Raw genomic sequence first — 24,916 nt, 5'->3', positions numbered from 1 at the left:
TGAGCGGTCGAGATCGATTCCCTGTTTTCGCACCCCAACACGGATCTGTCGGGATGTTGTCATTCCTGCTTCCAGTCGCTGCGCGGCACTCGATCCGGCTCGCAATCGCGACGAGATCAACTATTAGATCGTGCAGATCAACCGACATCTGCGCGATTCGGTTCCGATCAATCCGCAGGTGATGGTCGTCCGGCCCTGAACTGGTGGCCGCGTTACTGTGCGATCATCGCGCGATTCGACGCCCGGGGGTATCCACCTGGCCTGCGATGCCCGGTAGCCTGTGCCGTGCCGGAGAGGTCCGGACGTGTTCGGCCGAGCAGCATGACAGACCGGATGGTCCATGATTCACCATTCAAGGAGTGAAGATCAGCGTCGTCGCATCGAGAGGGAACTGGTCGACATGCTCGCCGAGATGCCACTTCTCCAAGCGTCGGACAGCCGGCAGCAGATGATGCAGAAGCTTCGGACCCGACTGCGTCAGCGGGGCGACATCGCAGACATCCCCAACCCCCGCCGGCAGAGCCTCGAGATCGCCAGAATCTGCCTTGACGTTCCACATGAGCTGGTCGCGCTCCTGGAGGTGGTGGCGCTCTTCGACCCGGCCGCCGCCGAGTTGCCGCAACTGGAGAGGCTCCGTTACGAGTTGGACGTCATCGATGTGTTACCGGAGTCGGACTGGACCGAGTTGCGTCCGGTTATGCTTGATATCTCCCTGTCGCCCGTGACTCGGCTCTACCAGCGTGCGATCCAGGACAAGCTGTTCGCCCCGCCGCAGTGGTGCGAGAACGTCTGGGATCTGTTCGTGTATCTGGGCGGCCAGAATGCGCCGGCCGACGGACTACCGCCCGACATGCTCTTCCTCGTCCTACTCGAAGAAGAGGTGGACTCCGAGGTCGGCGCGCTGATCCGACGCCGGAACCAACGACGGGGCACCGAGATCGGGGTGACCTTCGAACTGGAGCGGCGCCGTGCGGCGGTGAAGTCCGGTGTCGAGCAGCCCGATCCGTATGTCTACCTGGTGATCCAGGTCGAGCCGGACTTCGAGCCCGGCCTGGAACCAGACCTCGAGGCGGAAGCCGGACGCTACACGATCTCCCACTACAAGCAGTGGCGCAGCGGTACGACCTGGCACTCGCAGATGCGTGATCGGGTACGAGAGGTTCCGTACCCGGCCCTCCAGCCAACCGTCGAGCGGATCATCCACGAGACGGAGGTGGACTGGTCTGCCCGACGGGAAGAGGTCGCCATCGAATTGGTGCTGCCGGTCGCACTGCTCAATGAGGACGTCGCCTGGTGGTGCAAGGAGCGCGCGAGCCCCTACCTGCCGCAGAAGGTGCTCGCCATGGACCACACGGTGGTGGTCCGGAGCCTGGAACGGCTGCGACGACCGGAGTGGCACTGGGCCTGGCGCAAACGCTGGAAGCTGCTCAACGCGGAGCCGACCCGCAGCACGTTGTACCGGAGCCAGCCCAGCGGAGCTGCCTACCCCACCCGTCTCGAAGCCGAACTCAACCTGGACTGGAGCTACTCGACGATGCTCCTCAGCGCGCCGGCGACCGACACGAACGCCAAGGAAGAGATCATGACGGCGCTCCGGGCCGGCCTCCCGGCGATCGTCTGGCACCGCACCGAACCTCCGGACGACACGTTCCTGGAGGAGGTCCGGACGATGACGGGCGAGGGACGCGTCGTCGAACTGCCGACACACGTACGGAAATCGCGCCTGACGGCGTTGCGCCTGGAGCCGCCGGAGAGCGACCAGCACGTGGGGCGCCATCTGATGGTCCTCTGGGACGATCCCGACCGTACTCCGGAACTCGATGAGACGACAGGCGTGGACTCATGACCGAAGCTTCCGGGATCCCGACGGCCGGTCAGCCAGGTTGGTGGGTCTACACCGGTACCGGTCGGGTGGTGGACGCCGAGGATCGTGACCGGCGCTGGCCCGCGCCACCGCGCTGGCGGACCTTCTCCGGTGGCCCGGACGAGCCGGACCCGCCCCAGGACGATGTGGATCTCGATCGCCGGTTGGGTCGCGTCGTCGTCTCCGACCACGTGGACGGCCACGAGGCCGATATGGTCAACGCGGCGATATATCTGCGCAGACCCCTGCTCGTCACCGGCAGGCCAGGCTCCGGACGATCCAGCCTTGCCTACCGAATAGCGTACGAGCTGCGGCTGGGACGGGTACTGCGCTGGCCCGTCACCACGAACACCAGCCTGAGGTCCGGACTTTACGACTACGACGCCATCGGAAGGGTCCAGGCAGCCAGCCGGATGGCTGGTCTGGCCGGCCGCGACGACCGGGCGGCGCAGCACGACGACACGCAGCTCGGCGAGTACCTGCACCTGGGGCCGCTGGGTACGGCGCTGCTGCCGTACCGGCTGCCCCGGGTGCTGTTGATCGACGAACTCGACCAGAGCGACATCGAGCTGCCCCAGCAGTTGCGAAGCGTCTTCGAGGACGGCGGATTCGAGATCCGGGAGCTGGTCCGGGTCGGTGACCGTACGCCGCAGGTACGGGTACGGACCGCGGATCCCGGCCGCACCGCGGTCGTCCGATCCGGTCGGGTCCGCTGCCACGCCTTTCCGATCGTGGTGATGACCTGCACGGACGAGCGTGACTTCCCGGAGGCGTTCCTGCGGCAGTGCCTGCGGTTGCGGCTCGCGGAGGCAGACGAGAACAGGCTGGCCGATGTGGTCGCCGGGCACTTCCCGGACCGGTTCGACGGCGCGGGGGAGGTAATTCGCGACTACCTGCGTCGGCGCTCCGGCACCGACACGCTCGCCATGGACCAACTGCTGGACGCCGTGCACCTGAGGACCTCGGGAGCATTTGCCCCGGCCGACCGGGCCGAGTGGGACCGCCTGATCGAAGCGCTCTGGCACCGTCTTTCGGCAACGGAGCCGGGATGAGCACCGGACCGACGCGGCCGAGCCCACACGAACTGGCCGAGGCGCTCTGGCTCTCGGCCCGGCTGGCCAGTGGAGGCGGGCTCGGCGGCGGCCGGCGTTACCCCGTGCCGTACGACACCGGCGGCCGGGAGACGGAGGAGCTGCTCGCGGAGGTGTGGCGACCGTTGCGCCAACTCGTGCGATCCCGGCGTCGCTACGAACTCGACGAGTACGCCACTGCCGAGCAGGCTTCCAGCGGCGTCTGGTGGCCGATCCTCACGCCCGTTCGGCAGCCGCGCTCGGACGCCGTGGTGGTGGTGGACAATCATTTCTCGATGACGATCTGGGCGGACCAGATCGCCGGCCTCGTCGGACTGCTGCGCCGGCACGACGCCGTGCGCGACGTACGCGTGTGCACGCTGGAGACCATGGGCGACCGCCCGGACCAGGTCGCGTTGCGGGGGCCGGATCGGCGTGGGCTGGCTCCGGCGCCCATCACCCTGCCGGCGGTCGCCCGGCGTCGTTTCGTACTCGTCCTCTCCGATGGTGCCGCGCCGGCCTGGCACGCCGACGCTGTCCTGCCGCACCTGCATGCCTGGGCCTGCCGGCAGCCGGTGGCGATCATCCAGCTCCTGCCGCAGCAGATGTGGCACCGCACCGGCGTGCACCCGTTCCGGGCGTTCCTCCGTGCGCCGTCGTCCGGGGTCGCCAACGTGCGCCTCGACTGGCGGCTACCGGACCTGGCAGAGGCGCTGCCGGCGGCCGAGGACCTCCGACGGGCCGCCGCCGTGCCCGTGCCGGTGCTGGAACTGCGTCCGCGTTGGCTCGCCGCCTGGGTGCAGCTCGTCGCGTACCACCATCCGCGCTGGGTCGGTATGCCCGTACTGCTCGCGACTCCCCGTGGAGCCGCTGACCGACAGCCCGCGAACCGACCGGGCAGGCGGCAGCCGGCATCGAGTGGCAGGCAGGGCGTACTCCGGTTCATCTCCTGGGCAACACCGACGGCCCTGCACCTGGCCATCCTGCTGGCCGCGACGCCGCTGGACTGGCAGACGATCGAGGTGGTCCGGGAGGAACTCCTGCCGGAGTCGACCACCCTGCACCTGGCCGAGGTGCTGACCAGCGACCTCGTGAATCCGGCTGCGGATGTGGACGGTACCGGACGCGCCGGGTTCGAGTTCGTCCCCGGAGCGCGGCAGGAACTGTTGGCCACCGGGCGCCGCAGTGAGACGGCACGGGTCTGGCGGGCCCTCGCGTCCCGGCTGGGCGCCACCCGACCGGCGCTGGCCGGGCTCGCGCGGGTGCTCGATGATCCCGACGCGGCTCCGATCGGTCCGGTGACCCCGAGCACCATGTCGCTGCTCTGGATCGAACAGTACGTCCTACAGGCCTTGTCCGGTCGTTACCTGGCCCGGGCCCGTCGGCTGGGCGATGCGCTGACGGAGGCCGACGCACTGTCGCCCGAACGTGGCAAAAGCGGCACTCCCGTATTCGGTCAACTGAATGCGATGATGGCAGTAGGCACAGACGCCAACACTCACCGTGAGATGGATTCAGGAGGAGGCGGAGTGTCGCCGAGCACACCAGCAGAAGCTACCTCGGCCCGGACGCCTGCTGTCTGGGGCAACATCCCGCCGCGGAACCCGAACTTCACGGGGCGGGAGAAGCTGCTCGCCCTGCTGTACGAGCAGGTGCAGGGCGGCACCACCGCCGTGCTGCCGCACGCACTGCACGGGATGGGGGGCGTTGGCAAGTCACACCTGGCGGTCGAGTACGTCTACCAGCACCAGAGCGAGTACGACCTGGTCTGGTGGATTCCCGCCGAGCGGGCGACCCAGATCGGTGCCTCGCTGGTCGAACTGGCGCAGCGGATGGAGTTGCCGGCCGGCCCGGACATCGCCAGCGCCAGGGCGGCCGTCCAGGAGGCGTTGCGCCTCGGCCGGCCGTACGCGCGCTGGTTGCTGATTTTCGACAACGCGGAGAGCCCCGAGGCGCTGCGGCCGTACCTGCCGACCGGTGGTTCCGGCAGCATCGTGATTACGTCACGCAATCCGCAGTGGGCGAGCATGGCCCGCACCCTCGAGGTCGACGTCTTCACCCGGGAAGAGAGCATCCAGTTACTTCGCCGCCGTGGGCCCGAGCTGGATGCCACCCAGGCCGACCGGCTGGCCGAGGCACTGGGCGACCTGCCGCTGGCGCTGGAGCAGGCGGCGGCCTGGCGGGCCGAGACGGGCATGCCGGCCGAGGAATACCTCCGGCTCTTCGACGAAAAGCGCGTGGAACTGCTCGAGCAGGCGCCCCCGATGGACTACCAACTTCCCGTCGCGGCGGCCTGGAACGTATCACTCGATCGGCTGGTGGTGTCGAACCCGGCGGCATTTCGACTGCTTCAGCTCTGCTCGTTCCTTGCCCCCGAACCGATCCCGCGGACCTTGTTCAACAGTGTCCAGAACAGCGACATCCACCCCGAGCTCAACGCGGCGATCCGCGATCCGATGCGGCTCAACAGGGCAATCCGCGATATCAACCGCTACGCGCTGGCCCGTGTCAACCACCGGACCAACTCGATCCAGATGCACCGGCTGATCCAGGCGGTACTCCTCGACCGCATGACCGAGCCGGAGCGGGACGCGATGCGGCAGAGCGCGCACCTGCTGCTGGCGTCCGGTGACCGCAACGACCCGGACTCTCCGGCGAACTGGCGTAGCTACGCCGACCTCTATCCGCACGTCATCGTTTCGCAGGCGATGCACTCGGCGGAGCCCTGGGTGCACCAGTTGGTGCAGAACGAGGCCAAGTACCTCTATTGGTGGGGCGACTTCGAGGCCTCCCTGGATCTAGCCCAGCAGGCGTACGACTCATGGCGGAACACCCTCGGCGAAGATGCCTCGGTGACCCTCGCCATCGGGCACTGGCTCGGTTTCATGTTGTCCAAACTGGGCCGGCACCGAGAGGCGGCAGAACTCAACTCGCGCATCCTCGAGTCGTACGAGCGCACCACGATGGAGGACACCGAGGAGTTGCTGCGGGCCGTCGGAGCGGTGGCCGCCGACCTCCGCATCGCCGGTGACTTCGTCAAGGCGTTGGAGACGGACGAGGAACTCTATCGTCGGCACGTGCAGGCGCTCGGCGAGGAGGATCCGAGTACCCTGAACGCCGCGCACAACCTGGCGGTGAGTCTCCGGCTCACCGGCGACATCCGACGCGCGTTCGAGGTCGACAAGGACACCTACTCCCGCCGGGTGCTGCTCTTTGGCGAGGACCACGCGCACACGCTCGAATCGCATCTCAACCTCATCATCGACCGCCGTGAACTGGGCGAGTACCTGCCGGCCCGGGCCGAGATGCAGAACGTCGTCAACCGACTGCCGATGGTGTGGGGCTCGGCGCAGACCCAGACCCTACTGGCGAAGCGGCGGTTGGCGTCCGCGATGCGGAAAGCCGGCGACCACGAGGCCGCGAGGGCGGTTTCCCGGGAGGTGCATGACGGTTTCGCCGCCCGGTACGGCGAACGACACCCCGACACCTTGCTCGCGGCCTTCGGGCTGGCGGTGGACCTTCGTGCGACAGGTGATCTGGAAGGCGCCGCACAGCTCAGCAACGAAATCGTCGACCGCTACCGTCAGCTCTTCGACGAGGAGCACCCGTACACGGTGGCGGCGCGGCTGAACACGGCGATCGTGCACCGGCTCCGGGGGGAGGTCCAACTCGCCCGTGAGATCAACGAGGCAGGGGTGGAAATTCTCACCCGCCGACTGAGTCGTGACCACCCACTGACGCTGGCCGGCTGGATCAACCTGGGCAATGATCATTATGTCCAGCGAGAGTACGAGACCGCTTTCGCGGCGGACTCGGACACCGTCGAGCGGGCCCGTCGAGTGTTCGGCGACAGCCACCCCACCACGTTGATCTGTCTGGGGAATCTGTCCATGGACCACATGGCGTTGGGGCGGGTGGCCGAGGCCCAGGAACTGCACGCCGACGTGACGCCGAAGTTCTGGCGGGCGCTCGGCGAGAACCACCCGGCGACAATCGCCGGCACCGATCCGAAGGTACGCGGCGATTGCGATCTGGATCCGATGCCGCTGTAACCGCGGATTGGTGCCGGCGGAGGAGCTGGTCGCCCTGGTGCGGCAGCCGCCGTTCGAGGCGGGCAGGTAGACCCCGGGTCGGCCAGGGTGTGCCCATGCCGGGAGGCATAGGCCAGGAACGATCGCCGCATCGCATCCGGCCGGGCAGCCCGAGTGACAAACTGAGTGACTGTCGCGGCGTACACCGGCGAACAGCCACGCACCTACGAGGACGGATCGCGCAGGTCAGGCCCGACACGACCGAAGGTCAGAACACCGCCCAAGGTCGTTCGGGACGAAGCGTCCTGAACGCTCAGGCCGAGCGTGTGGCCTGGTGGGCCGTGAGCTCGAGTAGAAGTTCGACGGCACGATGTGTTCCGCCTTCGGAGCGCACCAGCTCTCCGATTTCGGCGGCCCTACGGGGCATCGTGGTGTCGGATCTCGTCGCTTCGACTGCCCCGATGAGGCGTTCGGCGGTGATTTGCCGCTGTGGGATGGGGTCTGGGGCAACGCCGATGGATCGCATTCGCTCGGACCAGAACGGCTGGTCACCGGTGAAGGGGCAGATCACCTGTGGACGTCCGGCGAGCAGCGCGCCAGCCGTCGTTCCTGCTCCGCCGTGGTGGATGATCGCTGCGGTGCGGGGGAAAAGCCAGTCGTGCGGAGCTTCGTCGACGACGTGCACGGAGTCGGTGTTCGAGCCTGCCATTGCGATCCCGCCGGCGCCGGTTGCGACAACGGCTCGCAGTCCGGTTGCGTGGACTATCTGGTGGACCATCTCGCCGATCGCCTCGGGGTTCTGGCCTCGCATGCTGCCGAAGCCGACGTAGATCGGCGGTGCTCCGCTGTCGACGAACCTGGCTAGGCCGGGCGACGGGCCCTGGTCCGCGCTGGCGAGGGTCCAGTATCCCGTAACGGGCGCGTATCCGGGCCAGTCGGCCGGCTGCGGCAGGACGTGGCGACTGAACGCCTGCAGTACGAAGGCGGGGCCTCCGTCGGGGCGGCGGAACGGGTCACCGGATCCACGCCGAGACCTCAGCCCGAGTCGTGCACGCCAGTGCTTCCCCACCGCTCCGAGGAGCATCTGAGGTGCGAGCGCGGCCGGTCGGTAGCTCAGCCGGTTGAAGGGTCTGGGCAGCCACGGCGGCGCCCACATCGGGCACGGAAAGGCGCCGGTCGGAACCCAGTTCGGCTGCAGTGCCACCGGGACCGAGGGGACGCCGAGGGCCTCGGCGAGGTGCTGGCCGGGGAGCATAGTGTGGTGCACGACGACGTCGGTTTGGGCGGGAACGGCTGCGGTGATGTCGTCGAGCGCGGCGGCGATGTTCTGCCGGGTCCGGCGCACCACCTCGATGGCTGTCCGTTTCGCCTTCAGCCCGCGGTAGTTCGTCGCGAGTGCCTCTTGGATGTGGGGCTCGTCGGTGAGCCGGTTCCACTGGTCGTCGATGGGCGCGAACGGAACGCCGTCGGCAGCGGCGAGCGACTCGTAACACGCCGGCCCGGCCACCAGTACCTCGTGGCCGGCGTCGGACAGCGCGCGTCCTAGGGCGACGAACGGCTGTACGTCGCCACGCGTCCCGAACGCGAGCACGAATGCCTTCATCCTGCTGAGATCCCCTCTGTTCGACCGCGCCCGAGGACCCCTGAGACCGGCAGTCCGCTTTCTGACGTGACTGAAATTTCAGTACCGAGCATGTCTGTCGTGGCCGGGGTGGTCAAGTTCGGTTTGCGGAGAGTGTGCGATGTCGCCTGGGATCGGGGTGGCGGGCGGGCTAGGGTTTCCTGTCATGACCGACCAGGGTGCGACGGGGGAGGCGTCGCTGACGCAGCAGGCCTACGCGGCTCTGCGTGCCCGCATCGTGGCCTGTGAACTCCCGCCGGGGTCGTCGCTCACGGAGCGGGGACTGGCCCGCTCGACTCCGTACGGGCTGACTCCGATTCGTCGGGCGCTCGCTCGTCTGGACCGCGAGGGGTTGATCATCACGCTGCCCCGGGCCGGTTACGTCGTGAGCCCCCTCGACGCTCAGGAAGTGTCGGAGCTGGTCGAGGCGTGGGATCTCGTCGGCCCCGAGCTTGTCCGTCTGGGCTTGGAACGCCTTTCCGACGTCGAGGCGCAAGAGCTTGCCCGGCTGCTGACGCAGTGGTCCCCGCCCGATACCGACGGTGAGTATCAGTTGGAAGCGGTCCTGCGCTTCTCTGAGCTGTCGATGCGTGTCTTCCAGGTCCTGGCCATCGCGAGCGCGAACCGCTGGTTGCGGTCAACCTTCGACCAGCTCTCGGACCAGATGTCGCGCCTGTGGGTCACCCTGCTCAAGGGCCGCGAAGTCCCGGAACAGCTACAGCAGCTCATAAACCGCTGGAACCGACACATCGCAGGCCGGCGGCCCGAAGAGATTGCCGAGTACCTACCGCGGTTGATCAAAGACAGTGGCCGAGCGGCACGTGACCTGTTCCACCACCTCGCGACGACACCTGCCAGTCCATCAGGCCTGACCACCGATCATCCGACTGACCGTGTGAACAACGTGACGAGTCAATAGACCAAGCCCGAGCCCGCCGAGCCCCCGACGTACGACGGCTCGGCGTCGAACTTCAGCCATGATCCCGAACGGCGGCTGCCCTACTAGGGGCGGAGGAAACCTCCGGGTAGTCCCATCCAGCTCGCCACCCGTAGCGGGTCCTCTTGGACCCCGGCGCGACAGATCTCCTGGTAGACAGCGCGGACCAGCTCCGGACGTTCCCGGATCGCGTCAGCCGCAGGATGCGGCCGATCGGCGGCGATAGCCAGCGCCAACCCGGCCCACGCGCCGGGCGATCCCGGGTCGGCCGAGAGTTCCGAGAGGTACAGCTCGCGTGCCTGTGCCACGTCGCCCGCGACGTAGGCGAGGTCGGCGGGGGTTGCTCCTGACACCTGGGCACCGACCGCCGACGGGCTCCGCCGGAGCTGCTCGAATCCCTCGGCATCGGTCATCCGCCACAGTTGCAGGACCGCCCGCGTGTCGAGGCGCCGAGCGGACGGATCGGTGGCCACCACCGGCTCGGAGTGGGTCACGACCGGCCGGTCGGCGCCCGTGACGAAGGCTGCGGCCAGCTCGGCCACCACCTGCTGGTCGGGCCGGCAGTGATGGATTCGCCAGCGGATCCAGTGGTCCGTCACCGCTGCCCGGGCCGCGGCGAGGATGTCCGCCGGCACGTCCTCGGCCTGCCAGCCGGCGGCGGTGGCCTGCAGCCCGGTCACCAGGTGGCGACCCACCTCGGTCAGCTCGGGCAGTGTCCGCATCATGTCCAGAGTCGTCCGCACCTGTTCGCGCCATCGGGCGAACTCGAAATGGGCCAGCCGGGCGGTGGAGCCCTGGGCTACTCGTCGAAATGCCCGCCAGAACTGCACGATGCCGACAAACGCGTAGACGCCCTGGGCGAGACCACCAAGCGGTCGTGGATCATCACGCCACGGCGCATAGAGGCGCTGGGCCGGCTCGGCGTCCAGAAGTTGCGCCAGATGCAGCAGGCCACCCAGCTTGATGTGCTGGAACTCGTGCACGAGTGTAACGGCCATCTCCGGAACGTCCTCGGGTTCGGAGATGATCATGCTGCCGAAGGCGTCGCCCGCGGAGGCGCTCATGGTGCGGAACCGCTCGGCCGCCGGCTGGGGGACCACCGACAGCAGCCCGCGAGACATCGGCACGGCCAGTTCGGGACAGACCCGCATCAGCAGGTCCCAGGCGCCTCTCAGCAATTCGCGCCAGCGCGCGAGTTGCTCGGCGGTCATCAGCTGCGGCGGTGTCGGCGTCCGCAGGTTGCGGTACGGGTCGAGGAAGTCCAGGGTGACGGCGAGAATGTGCCCGCCTGCGTCCGTGCGTACCGTCGGCAGCGGTATCCAGCCGCTGGTACCGACGCCCGAAGCCTCGATCCGAATAGTGGTGCCGGCCGAGGTCAACGTCGCGACGCCATCCGACCCGGTGATCTCGGCCTGGTCCCATTCTTCCGCCGCGGGTACGGGTGCGCCGCCCAGCGTGGGCAGGGCGACGAACTGTCCGCGGACGGGCACTCGCATGGTGAAACCGAGCCCCGTCCGCAGCGCGGCAACGACGGCGAGCGCGTGCAGATAGCCGACATCTATCCATAGTGGACCGCGAGCGGCAGTCGATCCTCGTAACCGACGTAGGGTGAACCCCGCCCACGTTCCGACCTGCGGATGGAGGATGAGGGCGTCGACCGCGGACCGATCCTGGCGTTGAGCCGCGACCAGGAGTTCCCAGGCTGCGGCGACCGGGGGTAGTGGCCCGACCGCCTCGGGCGCGGCGTCGACGGCATCGAGGAGAGTCCGCATCTGGATCATGCGCCAACTGCGCTCGGCGGCCAGCAGGTCGGCCACGGTGTCTTCGTCGCCCCCACCAACGGCCAAGGCGCTGAAACTCGTGCTGTCCAGGCGATGTGTGGTGGGCCCGCTAACCGGCTCTGCCGCCGCTCCAACTACCATCGGTCCTCCATGAACGGCGGCCATCAGTCAAGCCGCTGGGGATTGTAGCCACTGGTGATGCTTTCGGGATCGTCGACGCGACGCAGGAGTCGTCGTATGATCGGATCGAGAATCCGCTGGTCATAACGAGGTAACTCGTCAAGGGACACCTCGGTCAGGTCTACCAGCGCAGAGTCAATGTCAACATCGTATGGTTGGTTCACGGGGGATTATTATGGCCGGTCGGTCCCTCTTGTCGAGGACCGGATCGCCGTGTCGACTCGTCGACCGGTAACGCGACGAATCGGCTGGTCACGCCCTGGTGCGCCTGCTGTGCGCGAAGGCTGACGACGACGCCGGGGCGCTTTGGGCCAACACTTCTGGGTGCCGCGCCCACTCGACCGGCAGAAGTTGATCATTTGACGGCGCCGTGATCAGGTGATGTGTAGTGGTGTCGGATAGGCGACAAGACGATCGCGTACTGTGCACGGATGCGTGGTCAGTCGTCCGACCCCAGAGCCTTTTCGCGGTGACAAGCTTGGCTGCTGTCGGCCCGACCAGGGCTCTCGCACCTGACTGACCTTTCTTCGAGTTCCTGGAACGGCACCATGATCGCTGGTTCATCCGGGGCGGGGATTCTGTGCCCGCGATCTCCACCCGTGGCCACGATGGACCGCAAGGGGAGGTTGAAAAGGTTCATTCTGGAGGAGTGATGGACGAGCCTTCGGTGCGGGAGTACGGCGAGCTGGTGGACCTGCTGCTTGCGGTACCCGGGATGCATGATCCGGTCTTCCGACAGCAGATGTACGACCTCCTGCCCGGAGCGGTCCGGGCCCAACTGCCGCGGCCGGGTGTCGCCCGGGTGGAACTGGTGAGCGTCACCGCCACCCTCTGGCGCTACCGGCATCTGCGCACCTGGCAGGCGCTCGGCGACGCACTGACGTTACTGGCGCCGAGAGATCCCGCAGTCGTCCGGCTGCTGCCCCGGCTGGCCGCTTTCGACGGCGTGGCGTGACCCGCCAGGCGCCGCAGGCGTCCCGACCTCCATCTGCGGCACGACGGACCGCGAGCAGGAAGTTGAAAAGGTTCAGTCGCGGGTTTTCGGTGGACCTGTGTGGGCGGCGTCGAGCGAAGACTACGGCGCCGATGGACTAGGCCGCGGGCTCGGCGAGTGCCAGGGCCTGGCTGGGGCAGATGCGGATCGCCTCGCGTACCCGGCCGATCGTCTCCGCGTCCTCCGGAGCGCTCCGGAGGACGATCACGGTGCCGTCGTCGTCGCTCTGGTCGAACACGGTGGGCTCGGTGAGTACGCACTGGCCGGCACCGACGCAGCGGTCCAGGTCAGCCGTTATCCGCATCGCGTCTCCTACCAGGTGACCGGGAGGGAGTGCAGGCCGTAGACGGTGGAGTCGTCCTTGAACGACAGCTCGTCGATCGCCGCGGCCAGCCGGAGGTCGGGAATGCGGGCGAAGAGGGTGTCGAAGACGATCTGGAGTTCGACCCGGGCGAGATTCTGTCCGAGGCACTGGTGGGCGCCGAAGCCGAACGCGATGTGGTGGCGGGCGGCGCGGCCGATGTCGAAGGTGTCGCCGTCGGTGAACGCGGCCGGGTCACGGTTGGCGGCGTTGCCGAGCGTGACGACGCCCTCGCCGGCGCGGATCAGCACCCCGCCGATCTCGACATCCTGCACCGCGATCCGGGAGGTGACGTACTCGGCGATCGTGAAGTACCGGAGCAGTTCCTCGACGATCTGCGGAGTGCGGGCCGGGTCTCGCTGCAGCGCGGCCAGCGCCTCCGGCCGCTCCAGCAGCGTCATCGTGCCGAGGGAGATCATGTTTCCGGTGGTCTCGTGCCCGGCGAGCAGCAGCAGGAAACCCAGACCGGCCAGATCCTCGTGATCGGCCCCCTTGGCCAGTTGCCGGCTCAGCAGGTCGTCGCCGGGTGTCTTCGCCTTCTCCGCGATCAGCGTGGCCATGTAGTCGCGGATCTCGTTGGCCGCGGCGAAGCGCTCCTGGGCCGGGGTCGACCGGAGCAGCAGGTTGGCCGAGCGGTCCTGGAAGAAGCCGTGGTCGGCGTACGGCACGCCGAGCAGTTCGCAGATGACCAGGGATGGCACCGGCAGGGCCAGCGCCGGAACGAGGTCGGCCGGACGTGGCCCGGCGAGCAGGGCGTCGAGGCACTCGTCGACGATCTGCTGGATGCGCGGGCGCAGCGCGTTCATCCGCTTGATGGTGAACTCGCCGACGACGGCGCGGCGGGCCTCACCGTGCTCCGGCGGGTCGAGCCCGATCAGCAGCGGTCGCTCGTCGGCACGGCGCTGCTGACCGGGGGGCTGCAACGGATATCCCTCGCGATACCGGTCGGAGCTGAACCGTGGATCGGTGAGCATGGTGCGGATGTCTTCGAGGCGGCTCAGCGCCCATGCCGTGGAGCCGTCCGGGAGGGTCACCCGGGCCACCGGTTCCTCCTGTTGCAGCCGCAGGTGTTCGGCCGGTGGCGCGTGCGGGCAGGTGCGCTTGAGGGGAAGTACCGGAGAAGCGGTCATCGTGTCCTCTCCCATCACCAGAGATGATCAAGCGTACGAGGTTTCTCCCGCCGGAGCCGAGCGTACCGCCCTCCGGAGCCCCACCGTCCACTGTGCTGGCGCGGCGTCGCCGGGCCGGTTCAGCCGGTTCCGGTCATGGTGACGATGATGTTGCCGTACTTGCCGCGCTCCAGGTGGCGGTGCGCCTCGGTGATCCGCTCCAGCGGGTAGCGGTCCGCGATGACCGGCCGGAGCGTGCCGGCCTCCGCCAGCTCCCGCACGAGCAGCAGGTCGCGGGTCTTGTCCGCCGCCTTCCGCAGCCCGGTGAACGCGATGATCGCCTTCTTTCGGCCGAACGCCGCGGTCCACGGCATCTGGACCAGCAGGCCCGGCGACGGCACCGGGCTGAGATAGCGTCCGGCGGGGTTGAGCACCCGGCGGCAGCGCCCGAACGAACTGGTGCCGGCCACGTCGAAGACGACGTCGTAGGTCTGGCCGGCGCGGGTGAAGTCCTCCCCGGTGTAGTCCAGGACCGTGTCGGCGCCGAGTTCGCGTACCAGGTCGAGGTGGGGTGTGCTGCACACTCCGGTGACCCGGGCGCCGAAGTGCCTGCCGAGTTGCACGGCCGCGCTGCCGACACTCCCGGAGGCGCCGTTGACCAGGAGCGTCTGGCCGGGGCGCAACCGGGCCCGGTCGCGTAGGAACGCCAGCGCGGTGCCGTCGATCAGGGCGACCGCCTCGGCGAAGTCGAGATTGGCCGGCTTGGGCGCGAGGGCACCGTCCTGGTGGACGCGGACGTACTCGGCGTGCGCGCCGAAGTCGGGCCCGGTGATCCCGACGACCTCGTCGCCGACCCGCAGCCGGGTCACGCCCGGCCCGACCGCCTCGACCACACCGGCGAACTCGGAGCCCAACACCGTCCACTTCGGCCGGCGGAGCCCGAAGAAGAGCCGGGAGAAACGCGGCGAGCCGCGCCGGGCGGTGCCGTCGGTCACGCTGACCGTCGCGGCGTACACCCGGACGAGGACGTCCTCCTCGCCGGGAACGGGTGTCGGGACCTCCTCGACCCGGATGACGTCGGGGGGACCGTACGTCCGGTAAACGGCTGCTCTCATGGCTGCTCACTTCCTGTGTCGGGGTACTGGAACACCTCTTCGAGCGGCACCGCGAAGACGTGGGCGATCTGGAACGCCATCTCCAGCGACGGCGAGTACCGGCCCTGCTCGATCGCGATGATCGTCTGGCGGGTCACCCCGATCCGCTCGGCGAGCTGGGCCTGCGTCATCTCACCGGCGGCGAAGCGCAGGGCGCGGATCGAGTTGGTGACCCGGGTGGGCTTGACCACGGCTACATGCCCCTGCGGTAGGTGCGGAGTTTGACCACCGACCCGACCACCGAGGAGGCGACGAAGCCGAGGTAGAGCACGTTCGCGATCCAGAAGTGCTCGGCCTCGAACAGCGCCAGGCCGAGTGCGGCGAGCGCGGCGGCCATCAGCATCCGCTGCCCGACGCGGTCGCCGAGCCAGTGGATCTCCCGGTCCCGGACGTCGCCGGAGTGGCTCTCGCTCGGGCGGGCGATCTCGACCGCGATGCGGGCCACGATCGACGCCACGATCGAGACGCCGATGGCCAGCAGCAGCGCCGGCACGTACGTCACCGCGGCCACGGGTGTGCCGGCCAGCCGACCCAGCACCACCGCGAGATAGCCGAGATAGACGGTCACCCCGACCACCAGGGCGACCCAGGTGCCCTTCTCCTCGTACGACATCCTCGCCACCTTCGGGAGGTAAAGAATCTTTGACATGTCGAAGAGTAAAGAGCGGCAGACACCATGTCAAGTTTTCTAGACACGACCGGACCGGGTGCACAGCCCCCGCGCGGCGGTGCGTCAGCGTTCGGGCAGCAACCGCAGCCGGCTCGCGGCGTCACCCCAGATCGAGTACCCGTCGACGTACGGCCGCAGCAGCGCCGTCAGTTCCGGATCTCCTCGGCCGTTGAGGTCGTCCGAGGCGATCCGTCGAGCCGTCCCGGCGAGAAAGTCGGCGACCTGTACCCGGGGATCGAGATGCGACTCGGCGAACCTCAGGCCGGTCAACCGACCGCTCGGGGCGTACCGGACCAACGCCGGTTCCGGCTTGCCGAACAGTTCCCGCAGCCGCGCCACGGACTCGGCGGTCAGCGCGGTCTGGATGTCGTGGATGATCGACACCGGACGGTCGGCCAGGCTCCAGTACGAGACCGCCCGGACGAGTGCCGGCAGGATCGGGTTCAGCGCCGGCACCGCCCTCGGATCGGCGTGCAACCGTGCCACCAGAGACTCCAACCGTGGCCGGGCCGCCCTGAGCGGCTCGAGGATCTCGCCGACCGGACCTGCCGGACCACGTGCCCCGACCACCTCGACCAGCTCGAAGAACGAGTCGACCGAGACCCTTACGCCGCGCCGGTTCCTGGGCCGCAGCAGATAGTTGAACGAGCCCAGCAGCGCGGTCCAGCGCTGCGGCCCGAGTGCGACCGGACCCTCCCGGTGCAGGGCACGCGCCAGGGCCGACGCCCGGTGGCCCTGGTGCAGCCCGAGGCTCGCCTCGTATCCGAGGTCGTCGACCAGCAGGTTGACGAGCTTGCCGACGACGAAGAACGTCTTCTCGGTCAGGTGCACCCGGGCGTACCCGGACAGCGGCCCCTCGGCACCGAGCAACCAGACGAGCACCGGGCGGTGTTTCTCCCGCAGCAGGTGACCGGCCTTGTACTCGGTGGCCGGTGACCGGATCCGGTTCCGCAACTCCAGGACACAGGCCGTCGCCGTCTCGGTGTCCAGTTCCGTGCCGGCGTGCGCGAAGACGTCGGTCACCCCGCCGACCAGCCGTTCGCCCTCCGAGCCGGATTCGTCGCAGGCGATCTCAAGGGGTTGGTCGGCCGTGTCTGACCCTGCCATCCGGCCTCTCCGTCCCGGTCGTTCCGCCCGGCCACCCGACCCCGCCCCGGTCGACTCGCCCAGCTTGCGCAGATCCAGCCTCCTGACCCGGGCCGGGCCCGGCAAGCGGAATTTCGGGCCGGCACCACGACCGCCTCCCGGCCGCACCGGTCGACCCGAGCCATCGACTTTGGTTCAGGTGAATTCGCCCAAGGGCCGTTCCGGTCACCGGCACCCACCCGGGACCGTGGTGGCACGGCAAGCGCGCTGCCCCGGCCCGAGACGTGCGCCCGGGTCCTCCCGAAGCGGCGGCGGTCCCGGTGCCGAGATGCGTGGAAGTCGCGAAGGCGAGCAGCGAGGAGTCACAGATGCCCGACCCCCGAGCCGTTCCGGCCGATGTGCCGGCGACACCGGCCGGCCCGGAGACGAGCGTTGCGGGCACCTCCCTGTCCCGGTGGCGCCGGATCGGCCCGGTCGTTGCGCTCTGGCTGCTCGCCCCGTGGGCGGCGGAGTGCGCGTGGGGCGGCTTCACCGTCGACGACTACCCGCTGGTCGTGGCCTTCCTGGGGCCGCTCTACGGCTCGGCCGCGCTGCTCATCCGGGAGACCGCACGGCGGACCGGGGGCGGTTGGCCGGCGATCGTGCTGCTCGGCGCGGCGTTCGGCATGATCCAGGCCGGGCTGGTCGACCAGTCGCTGTTCAACGACGCCTTCCTGGACGACACCGAGTTCGCCGACGCGGCCGCCGCCGCGCGGGCGACGATGGTACCGGGGCTCGGATTCAGCGCCCAGAACGCGCTCGGTTACCTCGGCGGGCACGTCGTGCTGAGCATCTGCGTTCCGATCGTGATCGTCGAGTCGTTCGTCCGGCCGTCCCGGCGCGCCGAGCCGTGGCTCGGTCGGTTCGGTCTGCCGGTCGCCGGCCTCCTCTACCTGCTCGGCAGCCTGCTGGTCTTCTCCGACGACGGCGGCCGGAAGGGCTTCCTGGCCAGCCCGCTCCAGTTGTCGTTCGCGGCATTGACGGCGCTCGTGCTGACCGGCGCCGCCTTACTGCCCCGGTGGCGGCGCGGACGTCGACCGGGCGAGCCCGACGAGCCGGCGGCCGGCCGAGCGCCGCATCCGATCTGGGCCGGGGTGGTGGTCTCCGGTGCCCGGCTCGCCGTCGACCTGGTGCCGAACTGGATTGGCGTCACGATCGCAGTGGCGGCCAGTACGGTCGCCGCGGTCCTGATCGTGCGGTGGTCCCGGCGTACCGGCTGGGGGCAGCGGCATGTCCTGGCCGCCTGGGGGGCCGGGCTGGTGGTGGCGGCGGCCGGGGCGTACCTGGCACCGAGCTACGCCGCCGCGTCGCCGGCCCAGGCGCTGGTCGCCGACCTGACGGTCAGTCTGCTCACGCTCGCGCTGCTCGGCGGGGCGTTCTGGCGGCTGCGTGCCGAACGGCCCGGCTCGTCCGCACCGTTGCCCGGCAGCGCCTCAGCGGGGTAGTGGCCGGTTGGTGTATACGGTGATGCCGTAGCCGGTGCCGTGCCGGACCCAGCCCACCGCGTCGTAGAAGGCGGTGGTGCCGGCGACCTGCGGGACGGTCAGCAGCCACGCCGGCCGGTCAGCGGTCAGTGTGGCCAGCAGCCGCCGGCCGAGCCCGCCCCGCCGGGCCGCCGGATGGACGGCCAGCTCGGCGACCTCCAGCCAGTCGGAGAGCGTCTCGGCGGCCGGTCCGAGCAGCCGGCGTACCTGCCCGTAGGCACGGTCGGCGGGGAACGGGGTCGGGGTGGTCAGCCCGACCGCGAACCCGGGAACGGCCCGGTCCTGGCGACCGGTGCCGACGGTCCCGCCGTCGTCGGCCAGGACGGCGGCGAAGCCCGGCTTCCCGGCCCAGTCGGTCAGCAGCTCACCGAACCGGGCGGCCCGCTCGGGGGAGTCGTTCCACGGCGGCGCGCAGAACACCGCCGCGTACGTCTCGACCAGCCGGTCGTGCAGGGCGAGCGCCTCCGGTCCGGTCAGCCGCCGCAGCGCGGGTGCACCGGTGCGCTCCGGCCGGGTCACGCGGCCGACCGGTGGGCCCGGACGAGGGTGTCGATCGCCTCCCGGTCTGCGTCCACGATCCGGCAGCCTACCCGCCGCCGGTGACGCTCCGAGCCGGATCGTCGATCGGGGTCTTCCGGGCAGCCCGACCGGCCCGGTGCGGTACGAAGCCGGATGTGGTCACGCGGGCACCTTCGCCGACATTCGCGGCCGTGAAGCAGAACATTCAGTGGCCTGGATTGGAAGGAGGTTTACAGCTTCGAAAAGCTTCGATAGCTTGATCATAACTTTCGGTTCGGCGGCCAAAAGTTGCCAGCAGGCAGTTCGGGCGAGGTCGGGACGGCGCTCAGCGACTCCTCGCCGGGCCCGTCGCTCTGGCCTGCGCCGGGTAGACCGATGGGAGATCGGAACAATGGCTAAGCACAGCATCGACCGCCGCGCGTTCCTGCGCGGGCTCGCCGGCACCACCGTCGCGGTCGGCGCCGCGACCCTGACCGAGGTGCCGGCCACGGCCGCCCCCGGTGGTCGGGGTGGCGGCGGTCGGCTCATCCCGAAGGAACGGACCGGCATCCAGCTCTACAGCGTGCGGGACAAGATCGCCGAGTACGGCTTCGCCCGGGTCTTCGAGGAACTGTCCCGGATCGGCTACCGCGAGGTCGAGTTCGCCGGTTACACCCAGGGCAGCGTGGGCGCCATCACCCCGCAGCAGATCCGGCGGCTGCTCGACTGCAACGGGTTGCGCGCCTCCGGCAGCCACCGGGGGCTGGGCGACTTCCGGAACAACCTCGACCAGGAGTTGGACATCGCCCGTACCCTCGGCATGCGCTATCTCGGCACCGCGCAGGCACCGACCGAGGACCGCACGGTCGACGGTTACAAGGCGGCGGCCGAGGAGTTCAACGGCTGGGGTGCGCGGGCCGCCCGTTGGGGCATCACCATGTACCAGCACAACCACACCATCGAGTTCAGTTTCGCCACCGACCAGCCGTCGGTACGCCTGTACGACGTCTTCCTGGAGCACACCGACCCCCGAGTGGTGGCGCTGGAGATGGACATCCTGTGGGCGTACGGCGGGGCGCGCAAGTACCCCGGGTTCCGGCCGATCGACTACGTGAACGCCCACCCGCACCGCTATCCGCTCTTCCACGTCAAGGACGGGGTGCCGCTGCCGGACCCGCAGCAGGGCAACTCGTACGCGGACGTGGAGTTCGGGCTCGGCGAGATCCCGTTCGCCGAGTTCTTCGCGGCGCTGCGCGGGCACGGCCGGCACGGATACCTCTGGGAGCAGGACACCGCGCCGGACGTACAGCCGAATCCGCCCGGCTCACTCGGCGCGGCCGAACGCAGCTACCGGCGCATGCGTGAGCTGCGCAGGAAGCGCTGAGCGAGTTGGTGGACGCCGCCGGGGTCGGTGCGCCGCACCGGTTCCGGCGGGTCCGGCTCCGGCGGTCGATCCGGTCGGGGCGACGGACCGGTGCTGGCGCGGTGCCGGGCCGAGCTGACCGGGGGATGCCCCCGTGGCCCCGGCTCAGCGCGATGTTCGGGGCAGAACGGCGTAGACGTCGCCGGACCGGCCCAGCGGGCGGAAGCGTTCGAGCAGTCCTGTCAGTTCGGCGGCGTCCAGCCAGCGTTCGCTGGCGAACCGCATCGTTTCGATGGGCGAGTAGTTGTAGCGGTATCCGCCGGCCGTCGCACCCAGCCGGTCCACGATGTCGAGTGCGGTGAGCGCGGCGTCGTGTGCCGACGGGAGGTACTCGAACGACAGCGCGGGCAACGGTCGGCTGAGCCCGGCGAGCACGTTCGACTCGAAACCCTCGACGTCGATCTTGCAGAACGCCGGTACCCCGTACGCCGCGATGAGGTCGTCGAGGGTCGTCACGTCGACCTTCACCGCACGGTCCCAGCGCACCTGCTCGAAGCTGCGGTCCGCCGTCACCGACCGGATCCAGTCGGCCGACATCGTCGAGACCGTCGGGGTGGCGGTGGAGAGTGCCATCGTCGCCCGACCCGGTCGAGCGCCGAGCGCCGCCGGCACGATGCTGACCCTCCGGTCCCGCCGGAAGCCCCAGCGCAGGACGCGCAGGCAGTCCGGCTGCGGCTCGACGGCGACAACCCGGGCGCCCAGCCGCCGCCAGATGCGTACCCGACCGCCCACGTGCGCACCGATGTCGAATCCGACATCCCCCGGCCGGAGGAACTGGCCGTAGAGTCGTGCGGCCCGGCGCTGGGTGACCGGTCGGCAGTGGTAGAGCAGCAGGGACCGGGCGATACCTCTGGCCCGGGTGAACATGGTCCCAACGTAACAGCGGCGATTGCTCCGCGCCGGCCGACGGGACGTCGGTCAGGCCCAGTTGAGGCGCTGGCGCAGCAGCGACTGCTCGGCGGGGTTGGCGGTCAGCGCCAGGGCGCGCTCGTCGGCGGCGCGGGCCTCGTCCGGACGGCCCAGGTCGCGCAGCAACTCGGCCCGGGTGGCGTGCAGCAGGTGGTAGCCGTCCAGCGGGCCGGCGAGGGCGTCGACCTCGGCGAGCGCGGCGGCGGGGCCGCCGACGTAGCGGTTGGCGACCGCCCGGTGCAGCCGGGTCACCGGCGACGGCGCGAGGCGGAGCAGCATGTCGTAGAGGACGAGGATCTGCGCCCAGTCGGTCTCCTCCCAGCGGGCCGCCTCGGCGTGACAGGCGACGATCGCGGCCTGGAGCTGATAGGGGCCGGGACGGCGCCGGGCGGCGGCGCTGGCGATGAGTCGGGCCGCGTCCGCGATCGCCGTCCGGTTCCACCGGCTCCGGTCCTGGTCGGGTAGTTGGACGAGGCCGCCGTGCGCGTCGTACCGGGTGGCGGCCCGGGCCCGGTGCAGCCTGATCAGCGCGAGCAGCCCGGTCACCTCCGGCTCGCCGGGCATCAGGGTGTGCAGGGTCGCGGCCAGGAACTCGGCGTCGTCGGCCAGGTCGCGGGCCTGCGCGGGGTTGGCGGCGCTCGGCAGGTACGCCTCGTTGAACAGCAGGTACACCACGGCCAGGACCTCGGCGAGGCGCTCGCCGAGTTCGTCGTCGGCCGGAATCCGGTACGGGATGCCCGCTTCGGCGATCTTGCGTTTCGCCCGGGTGATCCGCTGGCCCACCGTACTCTCCGGGACGAGGAACGCCCGGGCGATCTGTGCGGTGGTCAGCCCGCAGACCACCCGCAGGGTCAGCGCGACCTGTGCGGCACGCGGCAGGGCGGGATGGCAGCAGGTGAAGATCAGCCTGAGCCGGTCGCCGGGGTCCGGCTGCGCCGGCCACAGCATCAGCCCGAGTTTGTCCCGGTACCGGGTGTCCCGGCGCAGCGCGTCGAGGCCCCGCCGCCGGGCGACCGTGTAGAGCCAGGCGTCCGGCCGCTCCGGGATCCCCTCGGCGGGCCAGTGCCGCAGTGCCGCCTCCACCGCGTCCTGGACCAGGTCCTCGGCCGTGCTGAAGTCCCCGGTCAGGTGCACCAGCGACGCGGCGAGCTGACCCGCGTGGGCGCGTACCACCCGGGACAGCTCGCCGTGCGGCACCGTCATCCGGCGATGGGCCTGATCTCCACCACCGGGCAGGCCGGCCAGGTCCGTGCCATCGCGAGCGCCTCGTCCAGGTCGGCGACCTCGACCTCCACGTAACCGCTGATGATCTCCTTGCCCTCCACGAACGGGCCGTCGGAGATCAGCGGTTCGCCGCCCTCCAGCCGGACGGTGGTCGCGGTGTCGGCCGGCATCAGGTAGGTGCTGTGCGTGATCCTGTCGCTGTGGTCGTCCAGCCACCGGTACACACCTGCGGACGCGCGGGCCCGCTCAGCCTCGTCCATCGCGGCCAGATCGGCCGCGAACTGCTCGGTGTCGATGAACATCATCACGTACTTCATCTCCCGCCCTCCTTTCAGGCGCTCGGCAGTGCCGCGTAGAGGTCGATGCCGTTGCCGTCCGGGTCGAGGACGGTGGCGTACCGCATGCCCCAGAAGGTGTTCCAGGGCTCCCGCGAGCCCCGGTGCCCGGCGCCGGTCAGTTCAGCGTAGGCGGCGTCCACCGCGGCCGGCTCCGGCAACTCGAAGGCGAGGAAGACCGGCGGGCTGCCGACGGCTCGGGTCCAGCCCGGCCGGACCGTCCCGGTCAGCTTCTCGGTGTCCAGCATCAGGTGCGGCCCGCCCGGCAGGTCGCAGCCGGCGTGTCCGGGTGTCCGCTCGTCGATCTGGAACTCCAGGCCGAGCATCCGGTAGAAGGTGATGGAGGCGTCAAGATCGGACACGATCAGGTCGATCGTGTTCATCGTCGGTTTCACTGGTCGGCTCCTCGACTCCGTCGCGCCGCCCGGGGCGGGCGGCAGCATCACCCGGTAGACGATCGGCAGCACCGGGGATCCGACACCCGGCCGGGATTCTTTCGAGGAAAATTCGGCCACCCGGCGCGCCCGGCGCCGAAGGCGGAGAGTCGTCCGCCCTGTTCGGCGGGGTACGGCAGCCGAGGCAGCACCTCCCGGCTTTCGGTTGGGGTGATGATCGCGGGTTCGGTAGGGTGGGAGCCGGTGTGCCGGGAAGTCTGGTCGGCGGTTCATTCGTCGACCCCACCGGAGGCACCGTGATGGCCACCCCTGGCAGCCGCATGCCGAGCCTGTTCTCCCGGGGGAGTTGGCCCGAGGTCCGCCGGATCGGCGACATCCTGCGTACCGAGACCGTCGGCGGGGTGTTGCTGCTGATCGCCGCCGTACTCGCGCTGGCCTGGGCGAATTCGCCGTGGTCCGAGGCGTACCGGTCGCTCGGCGACTTCCGGATCGGCCCGGCCGCCCTGCACCTGGACCTCTCCCTGGCGACCTGGGCGGCCGACGGCCTGCTGGCGATCTTCTTCTTCGTCGCCGGGCTGGAGCTCAAACGCGAGTTCGTCGCCGGGGACCTGCGGGAACCCCGCCGGGCGATGCTGCCGGTCGCGGCCGCCCTCGGCGGCATGGCGGTGCCGGCCCTGATCTACACGGCGTTCAACCTCCGGGCCGGGGACGGGGCGCTGGCCGGTTGGGCGATCCCGACCGCCACCGACATCGCGTTCGCCCTCGCCGTACTCGGAGTGATCAACACCCACCTGCCGGCGGCGATGCGGACGTTCCTGCTCACCCTCGCGGTCGTCGACGACCTGCTGGCAATCGTGATCATCGCGGTGTTCTACACCAGCGCCCTGCACTTCGGCTGGCTGCTGCTGGCGCTGGTCCCGCTGGCACTGTTCGGCCTGCTGGTCCAGCGGCGGGTGCGGTCCTGGTGGCTGCTGCTGCCGCTGGCCGCGGTGGCGTGGGCACTGGTGCACGCCTCCGGGGTGCACGCCACGGTCGCCGGGGTCGCGCTCGCGTTCGCCGTGCCGGTGTCCCGGCGCAGGCCGGGGCCCGGCCCAGGGCTGGCCGAGCACTTCGAGCACCGGTTCCGGCCGCTGTCCGCCGGGGTCGCGGTGCCGGTCTTCGCGTTCTTCGCCGCCGGGGTGTCGGTGGTCGGCGCGGGCGGCCTGGGTGCGTCGCTCACCGACTCGGTCGCCATCGGGGTGGTGGTCGGGCTGGTCGTGGGCAAGGCGGTCGGGGTCTTCGGGGCGACCTGGCTGGTGCAGCGGTTCACCCGGGCCCGGCTCGCCGAAGGGCTCGGCTGGTGGGACGTGTTCGGGCTGGCGCTGCTGGCCGGGATCGGCTTCACCGTGTCACTGCTGATCGGCGAGCTGGCGTTCGGCGCCGGCACCGAACGCGACGACCACACCAAGATCGGCGTACTGCTCGGCTCGCTGCTCTCGGCACTGCTCGCCGCGGTCGTACTGCGCGCCCGCAACCGGCACTACCAGGGGATCTGCACGGTCGAGGAGCGCGACAGCGACGCCGACGGGGTGCCGGACGTCTACGAGGAAGAGGAAGAGGACCAGAGCGCCCGGGGATGAGCCGGGGCCGGCTGACCCGATCGGATCGTTCGATTCCGCTGGCCGGGCCACCGTCGTCGGTCGACTCTTCCGGTAGTCCACATCGACGAGGTACGCTCCGCCGTGGTGTGCCGGGAAGTCTGGTCGGCTGTC

22 protein-coding genes are annotated in these 24,916 nt (G+C 69.7%); 8 read left to right on the top strand and 14 right to left on the bottom strand.

Annotated elements, in window-relative coordinates; genetic code table 11:
- Nucleotides 1–340 precede the first annotated feature (340 nt).
- The 3 genes from ACQEVC_RS37605 to fxsT are packed head-to-tail and all read left to right on the top strand — an operon-like array spanning nt 341 to nt 6,986.
- Nucleotides 341–1,846, top strand: coding sequence for an effector-associated domain 2-containing protein (locus ACQEVC_RS37605; protein WP_432887885.1), 1,506 nt, complete (start codon nt 341–343; stop codon nt 1,844–1,846).
- Nucleotides 1,843–2,916 carry an AAA family ATPase gene (locus ACQEVC_RS37600; protein ID WP_432887882.1) on the top strand — a complete coding sequence of 358 codons (1,074 nt, stop codon included), beginning with the start codon at nt 1,843–1,845 and terminating at the stop codon, nt 2,914–2,916. The genes ACQEVC_RS37605 and ACQEVC_RS37600 overlap by 4 nt, the downstream gene beginning before the upstream one ends.
- Nucleotides 2,913–6,986, top strand: coding sequence for an FxSxx-COOH system tetratricopeptide repeat protein (gene fxsT, locus ACQEVC_RS37595; RefSeq protein ID WP_432887879.1), 4,074 nt, complete (start codon nt 2,913–2,915; stop codon nt 6,984–6,986). Before ACQEVC_RS37600 ends, fxsT begins: the two co-directional genes overlap by 4 nt.
- 292 nt (nt 6,987–7,278) lie before the next feature.
- On the opposite strand, the gene ACQEVC_RS37590 is transcribed toward fxsT, so the two are convergent.
- The gene (locus ACQEVC_RS37590; protein ID WP_432887876.1) at nt 7,279–8,568 is read right to left on the bottom strand and encodes a glycosyltransferase; all 1,290 of its coding nucleotides are present in this window, start codon (nt 8,566–8,568) and stop codon (nt 7,279–7,281) included.
- A 184-nt stretch (nt 8,569–8,752) separates the two neighbouring features.
- Here ACQEVC_RS37590 and ACQEVC_RS37585 point away from each other — a divergent pair, with 184 nt between their 5' ends.
- The gene (locus ACQEVC_RS37585) at nt 8,753–9,505 is read left to right on the top strand and encodes a GntR family transcriptional regulator (RefSeq protein WP_432887873.1); all 753 of its coding nucleotides are present in this window, start codon (nt 8,753–8,755) and stop codon (nt 9,503–9,505) included.
- 83 nt (nt 9,506–9,588) lie between these two features.
- Here the strand turns inward: ACQEVC_RS37585 and ACQEVC_RS37580 are convergent, their stop codons facing one another.
- Together ACQEVC_RS37580 and ACQEVC_RS37575 are read right to left on the bottom strand one after the other, a co-directional pair.
- On the bottom strand, nt 9,589–11,370 hold the full coding sequence (locus ACQEVC_RS37580) for an HEXXH motif domain-containing protein (RefSeq protein WP_432887870.1): 1,782 nt from the start codon (nt 11,368–11,370) through the stop codon (nt 9,589–9,591).
- A 98-nt stretch (nt 11,371–11,468) separates the two neighbouring features.
- Nucleotides 11,469–11,648 (bottom strand): hypothetical protein, encoded by a 180-nt coding sequence (locus ACQEVC_RS37575; protein WP_432887867.1) that lies wholly within the window; start codon nt 11,646–11,648, stop codon nt 11,469–11,471.
- Nucleotides 11,649–12,136: 488 nt separating this feature from the next.
- Here ACQEVC_RS37575 and ACQEVC_RS37570 point away from each other — a divergent pair, with 488 nt between their 5' ends.
- Nucleotides 12,137–12,439 (top strand): effector-associated domain 2-containing protein, encoded by a 303-nt coding sequence (locus tag ACQEVC_RS37570; protein ID WP_432887864.1) that lies wholly within the window; start codon nt 12,137–12,139, stop codon nt 12,437–12,439.
- Between the two features lie 136 nt (nt 12,440–12,575).
- Here the strand turns inward: ACQEVC_RS37570 and ACQEVC_RS37565 are convergent, their stop codons facing one another.
- From ACQEVC_RS37565 to ACQEVC_RS37540, 6 genes are all read right to left on the bottom strand, one after another.
- The gene (locus ACQEVC_RS37565) at nt 12,576–12,782 is read right to left on the bottom strand and encodes a ferredoxin (protein WP_432887861.1); all 207 of its coding nucleotides are present in this window, start codon (nt 12,780–12,782) and stop codon (nt 12,576–12,578) included.
- A gap of 8 nt (nt 12,783–12,790) precedes the next feature.
- Nucleotides 12,791–13,969 (bottom strand): cytochrome P450, encoded by a 1,179-nt coding sequence (locus ACQEVC_RS37560; protein ID WP_432887858.1) that lies wholly within the window; start codon nt 13,967–13,969, stop codon nt 12,791–12,793.
- A 119-nt stretch (nt 13,970–14,088) separates the two neighbouring features.
- Nucleotides 14,089–15,063: an NAD(P)-dependent alcohol dehydrogenase gene (locus ACQEVC_RS37555; RefSeq protein WP_432887855.1), complete on the bottom strand. Its 975-nt coding sequence runs from the start codon at nt 15,061–15,063 to the stop codon at nt 14,089–14,091.
- Nucleotides 15,060–15,293, bottom strand: coding sequence for a helix-turn-helix transcriptional regulator (locus ACQEVC_RS37550; protein WP_318396245.1), 234 nt, complete (start codon nt 15,291–15,293; stop codon nt 15,060–15,062). Before ACQEVC_RS37550 ends, ACQEVC_RS37555 begins: the two co-directional genes overlap by 4 nt.
- Nucleotides 15,294–15,295: 2 nt before the next feature.
- Nucleotides 15,296–15,751 carry a hypothetical protein gene (locus tag ACQEVC_RS37545; RefSeq protein ID WP_432887852.1) on the bottom strand — a complete coding sequence of 152 codons (456 nt, stop codon included), beginning with the start codon at nt 15,749–15,751 and terminating at the stop codon, nt 15,296–15,298.
- 84 nt (nt 15,752–15,835) lie between these two features.
- Complete coding sequence (locus tag ACQEVC_RS37540; RefSeq protein ID WP_432887849.1) at nt 15,836–16,879, bottom strand: hypothetical protein; 1,044 nt, start codon at nt 16,877–16,879, stop codon at nt 15,836–15,838.
- 347 nt (nt 16,880–17,226) lie between these two features.
- On the opposite strand from ACQEVC_RS37540, the gene ACQEVC_RS37535 reads away from it, so the two are divergent.
- The gene (locus ACQEVC_RS37535; RefSeq protein WP_432887846.1) at nt 17,227–18,342 is read left to right on the top strand and encodes a hypothetical protein; all 1,116 of its coding nucleotides are present in this window, start codon (nt 17,227–17,229) and stop codon (nt 18,340–18,342) included.
- Here ACQEVC_RS37535 and ACQEVC_RS37530 read toward each other — a convergent pair.
- Nucleotides 18,331–18,900, bottom strand: a complete 570-nt coding sequence (locus tag ACQEVC_RS37530; protein ID WP_432887843.1) for a GNAT family N-acetyltransferase — start codon at nt 18,898–18,900, stop codon at nt 18,331–18,333. The two genes, ACQEVC_RS37535 and ACQEVC_RS37530, sit on opposite strands and share 12 nt — an antisense overlap.
- A 391-nt stretch (nt 18,901–19,291) precedes the next feature.
- Here ACQEVC_RS37530 and ACQEVC_RS37525 point away from each other — a divergent pair, with 391 nt between their 5' ends.
- Entirely contained in the window at nt 19,292–20,263 is a 972-nt protein-coding gene (locus tag ACQEVC_RS37525) for a sugar phosphate isomerase/epimerase family protein (RefSeq protein WP_432887840.1), read from the top strand.
- Nucleotides 20,264–20,407: 144 nt separating this feature from the next.
- Here the strand turns inward: ACQEVC_RS37525 and ACQEVC_RS37520 are convergent, their stop codons facing one another.
- Genes ACQEVC_RS37520 through ACQEVC_RS37505 form a run of 4 tightly spaced genes read right to left on the bottom strand, consistent with a single transcriptional unit; the run spans nt 20,408 to nt 23,165 of the window.
- On the bottom strand, nt 20,408–21,169 hold the full coding sequence (locus ACQEVC_RS37520; protein ID WP_432887837.1) for an FkbM family methyltransferase: 762 nt from the start codon (nt 21,167–21,169) through the stop codon (nt 20,408–20,410).
- A gap of 51 nt (nt 21,170–21,220) precedes the next feature.
- Nucleotides 21,221–22,414 (bottom strand): RNA polymerase sigma factor, encoded by a 1,194-nt coding sequence (locus ACQEVC_RS37515; protein WP_432887834.1) that lies wholly within the window; start codon nt 22,412–22,414, stop codon nt 21,221–21,223.
- Nucleotides 22,411–22,752 (bottom strand): YciI family protein, encoded by a 342-nt coding sequence (locus tag ACQEVC_RS37510; protein ID WP_432887831.1) that lies wholly within the window; start codon nt 22,750–22,752, stop codon nt 22,411–22,413. The genes ACQEVC_RS37515 and ACQEVC_RS37510 overlap by 4 nt, the downstream gene beginning before the upstream one ends.
- Before the next feature lie 14 nt (nt 22,753–22,766).
- Complete coding sequence (locus ACQEVC_RS37505; protein ID WP_432887828.1) at nt 22,767–23,165, bottom strand: VOC family protein; 399 nt, start codon at nt 23,163–23,165, stop codon at nt 22,767–22,769.
- Nucleotides 23,166–23,464: 299 nt separating this feature from the next.
- Between ACQEVC_RS37505 and nhaA the strand changes: the two genes are divergently transcribed.
- Nucleotides 23,465–24,784 (top strand): Na+/H+ antiporter NhaA, encoded by a 1,320-nt coding sequence (gene nhaA / locus ACQEVC_RS37500; protein WP_432891921.1) that lies wholly within the window; start codon nt 23,465–23,467, stop codon nt 24,782–24,784.
- The last annotated feature ends 132 nt before the right edge of the window (nt 24,785–24,916 follow it).

It is taken from the genome of Plantactinospora sp. CA-294935 (assembly GCF_050936445.1).
Classification (GTDB): Bacteria; Actinomycetota; Actinomycetes; order Mycobacteriales; family Micromonosporaceae; genus Plantactinospora.
The sequence above is the reverse complement of the archived record's forward strand: the minus strand, read 5'-3'. Positions and strand labels throughout refer to the sequence as shown.

Coding starts and splice junctions, on each gene's coding strand:
- ACQEVC_RS37605 (WP_432887885.1), top strand. CDS start 341: ATGATTCACCATTCAAGGAGTGAAGATCAGCGTCGTCGCATCGAGAGG.
- ACQEVC_RS37600 (WP_432887882.1), top strand. CDS start 1,843: ATGACCGAAGCTTCCGGGATCCCGACGGCCGGTCAGCCAGGTTGGTGG.
- fxsT (WP_432887879.1), top strand. CDS start 2,913: ATGAGCACCGGACCGACGCGGCCGAGCCCACACGAACTGGCCGAGGCG.
- ACQEVC_RS37590 (WP_432887876.1), bottom strand. CDS start 8,568: ATGAAGGCATTCGTGCTCGCGTTCGGGACGCGTGGCGACGTACAGCCG.
- ACQEVC_RS37585 (WP_432887873.1), top strand. CDS start 8,753: ATGACCGACCAGGGTGCGACGGGGGAGGCGTCGCTGACGCAGCAGGCC.
- ACQEVC_RS37570 (WP_432887864.1), top strand. CDS start 12,137: ATGGACGAGCCTTCGGTGCGGGAGTACGGCGAGCTGGTGGACCTGCTG.
- ACQEVC_RS37565 (WP_432887861.1), bottom strand. CDS start 12,782: ATGCGGATAACGGCTGACCTGGACCGCTGCGTCGGTGCCGGCCAGTGC.
- ACQEVC_RS37560 (WP_432887858.1), bottom strand. CDS start 13,969: ATGACCGCTTCTCCGGTACTTCCCCTCAAGCGCACCTGCCCGCACGCG.
- ACQEVC_RS37555 (WP_432887855.1), bottom strand. CDS start 15,063: ATGAGAGCAGCCGTTTACCGGACGTACGGTCCCCCCGACGTCATCCGG.
- ACQEVC_RS37545 (WP_432887852.1), bottom strand. CDS start 15,751: ATGTCAAAGATTCTTTACCTCCCGAAGGTGGCGAGGATGTCGTACGAG.
- ACQEVC_RS37540 (WP_432887849.1), bottom strand. CDS start 16,879: ATGGCAGGGTCAGACACGGCCGACCAACCCCTTGAGATCGCCTGCGAC.
- ACQEVC_RS37535 (WP_432887846.1), top strand. CDS start 17,227: ATGCCCGACCCCCGAGCCGTTCCGGCCGATGTGCCGGCGACACCGGCC.
- ACQEVC_RS37525 (WP_432887840.1), top strand. CDS start 19,292: ATGGCTAAGCACAGCATCGACCGCCGCGCGTTCCTGCGCGGGCTCGCC.
- ACQEVC_RS37520 (WP_432887837.1), bottom strand. CDS start 21,169: ATGTTCACCCGGGCCAGAGGTATCGCCCGGTCCCTGCTGCTCTACCAC.
- ACQEVC_RS37515 (WP_432887834.1), bottom strand. CDS start 22,414: ATGACGGTGCCGCACGGCGAGCTGTCCCGGGTGGTACGCGCCCACGCG.
- ACQEVC_RS37510 (WP_432887831.1), bottom strand. CDS start 22,752: ATGAAGTACGTGATGATGTTCATCGACACCGAGCAGTTCGCGGCCGAT.
- nhaA (WP_432891921.1), top strand. CDS start 23,465: ATGGCCACCCCTGGCAGCCGCATGCCGAGCCTGTTCTCCCGGGGGAGT.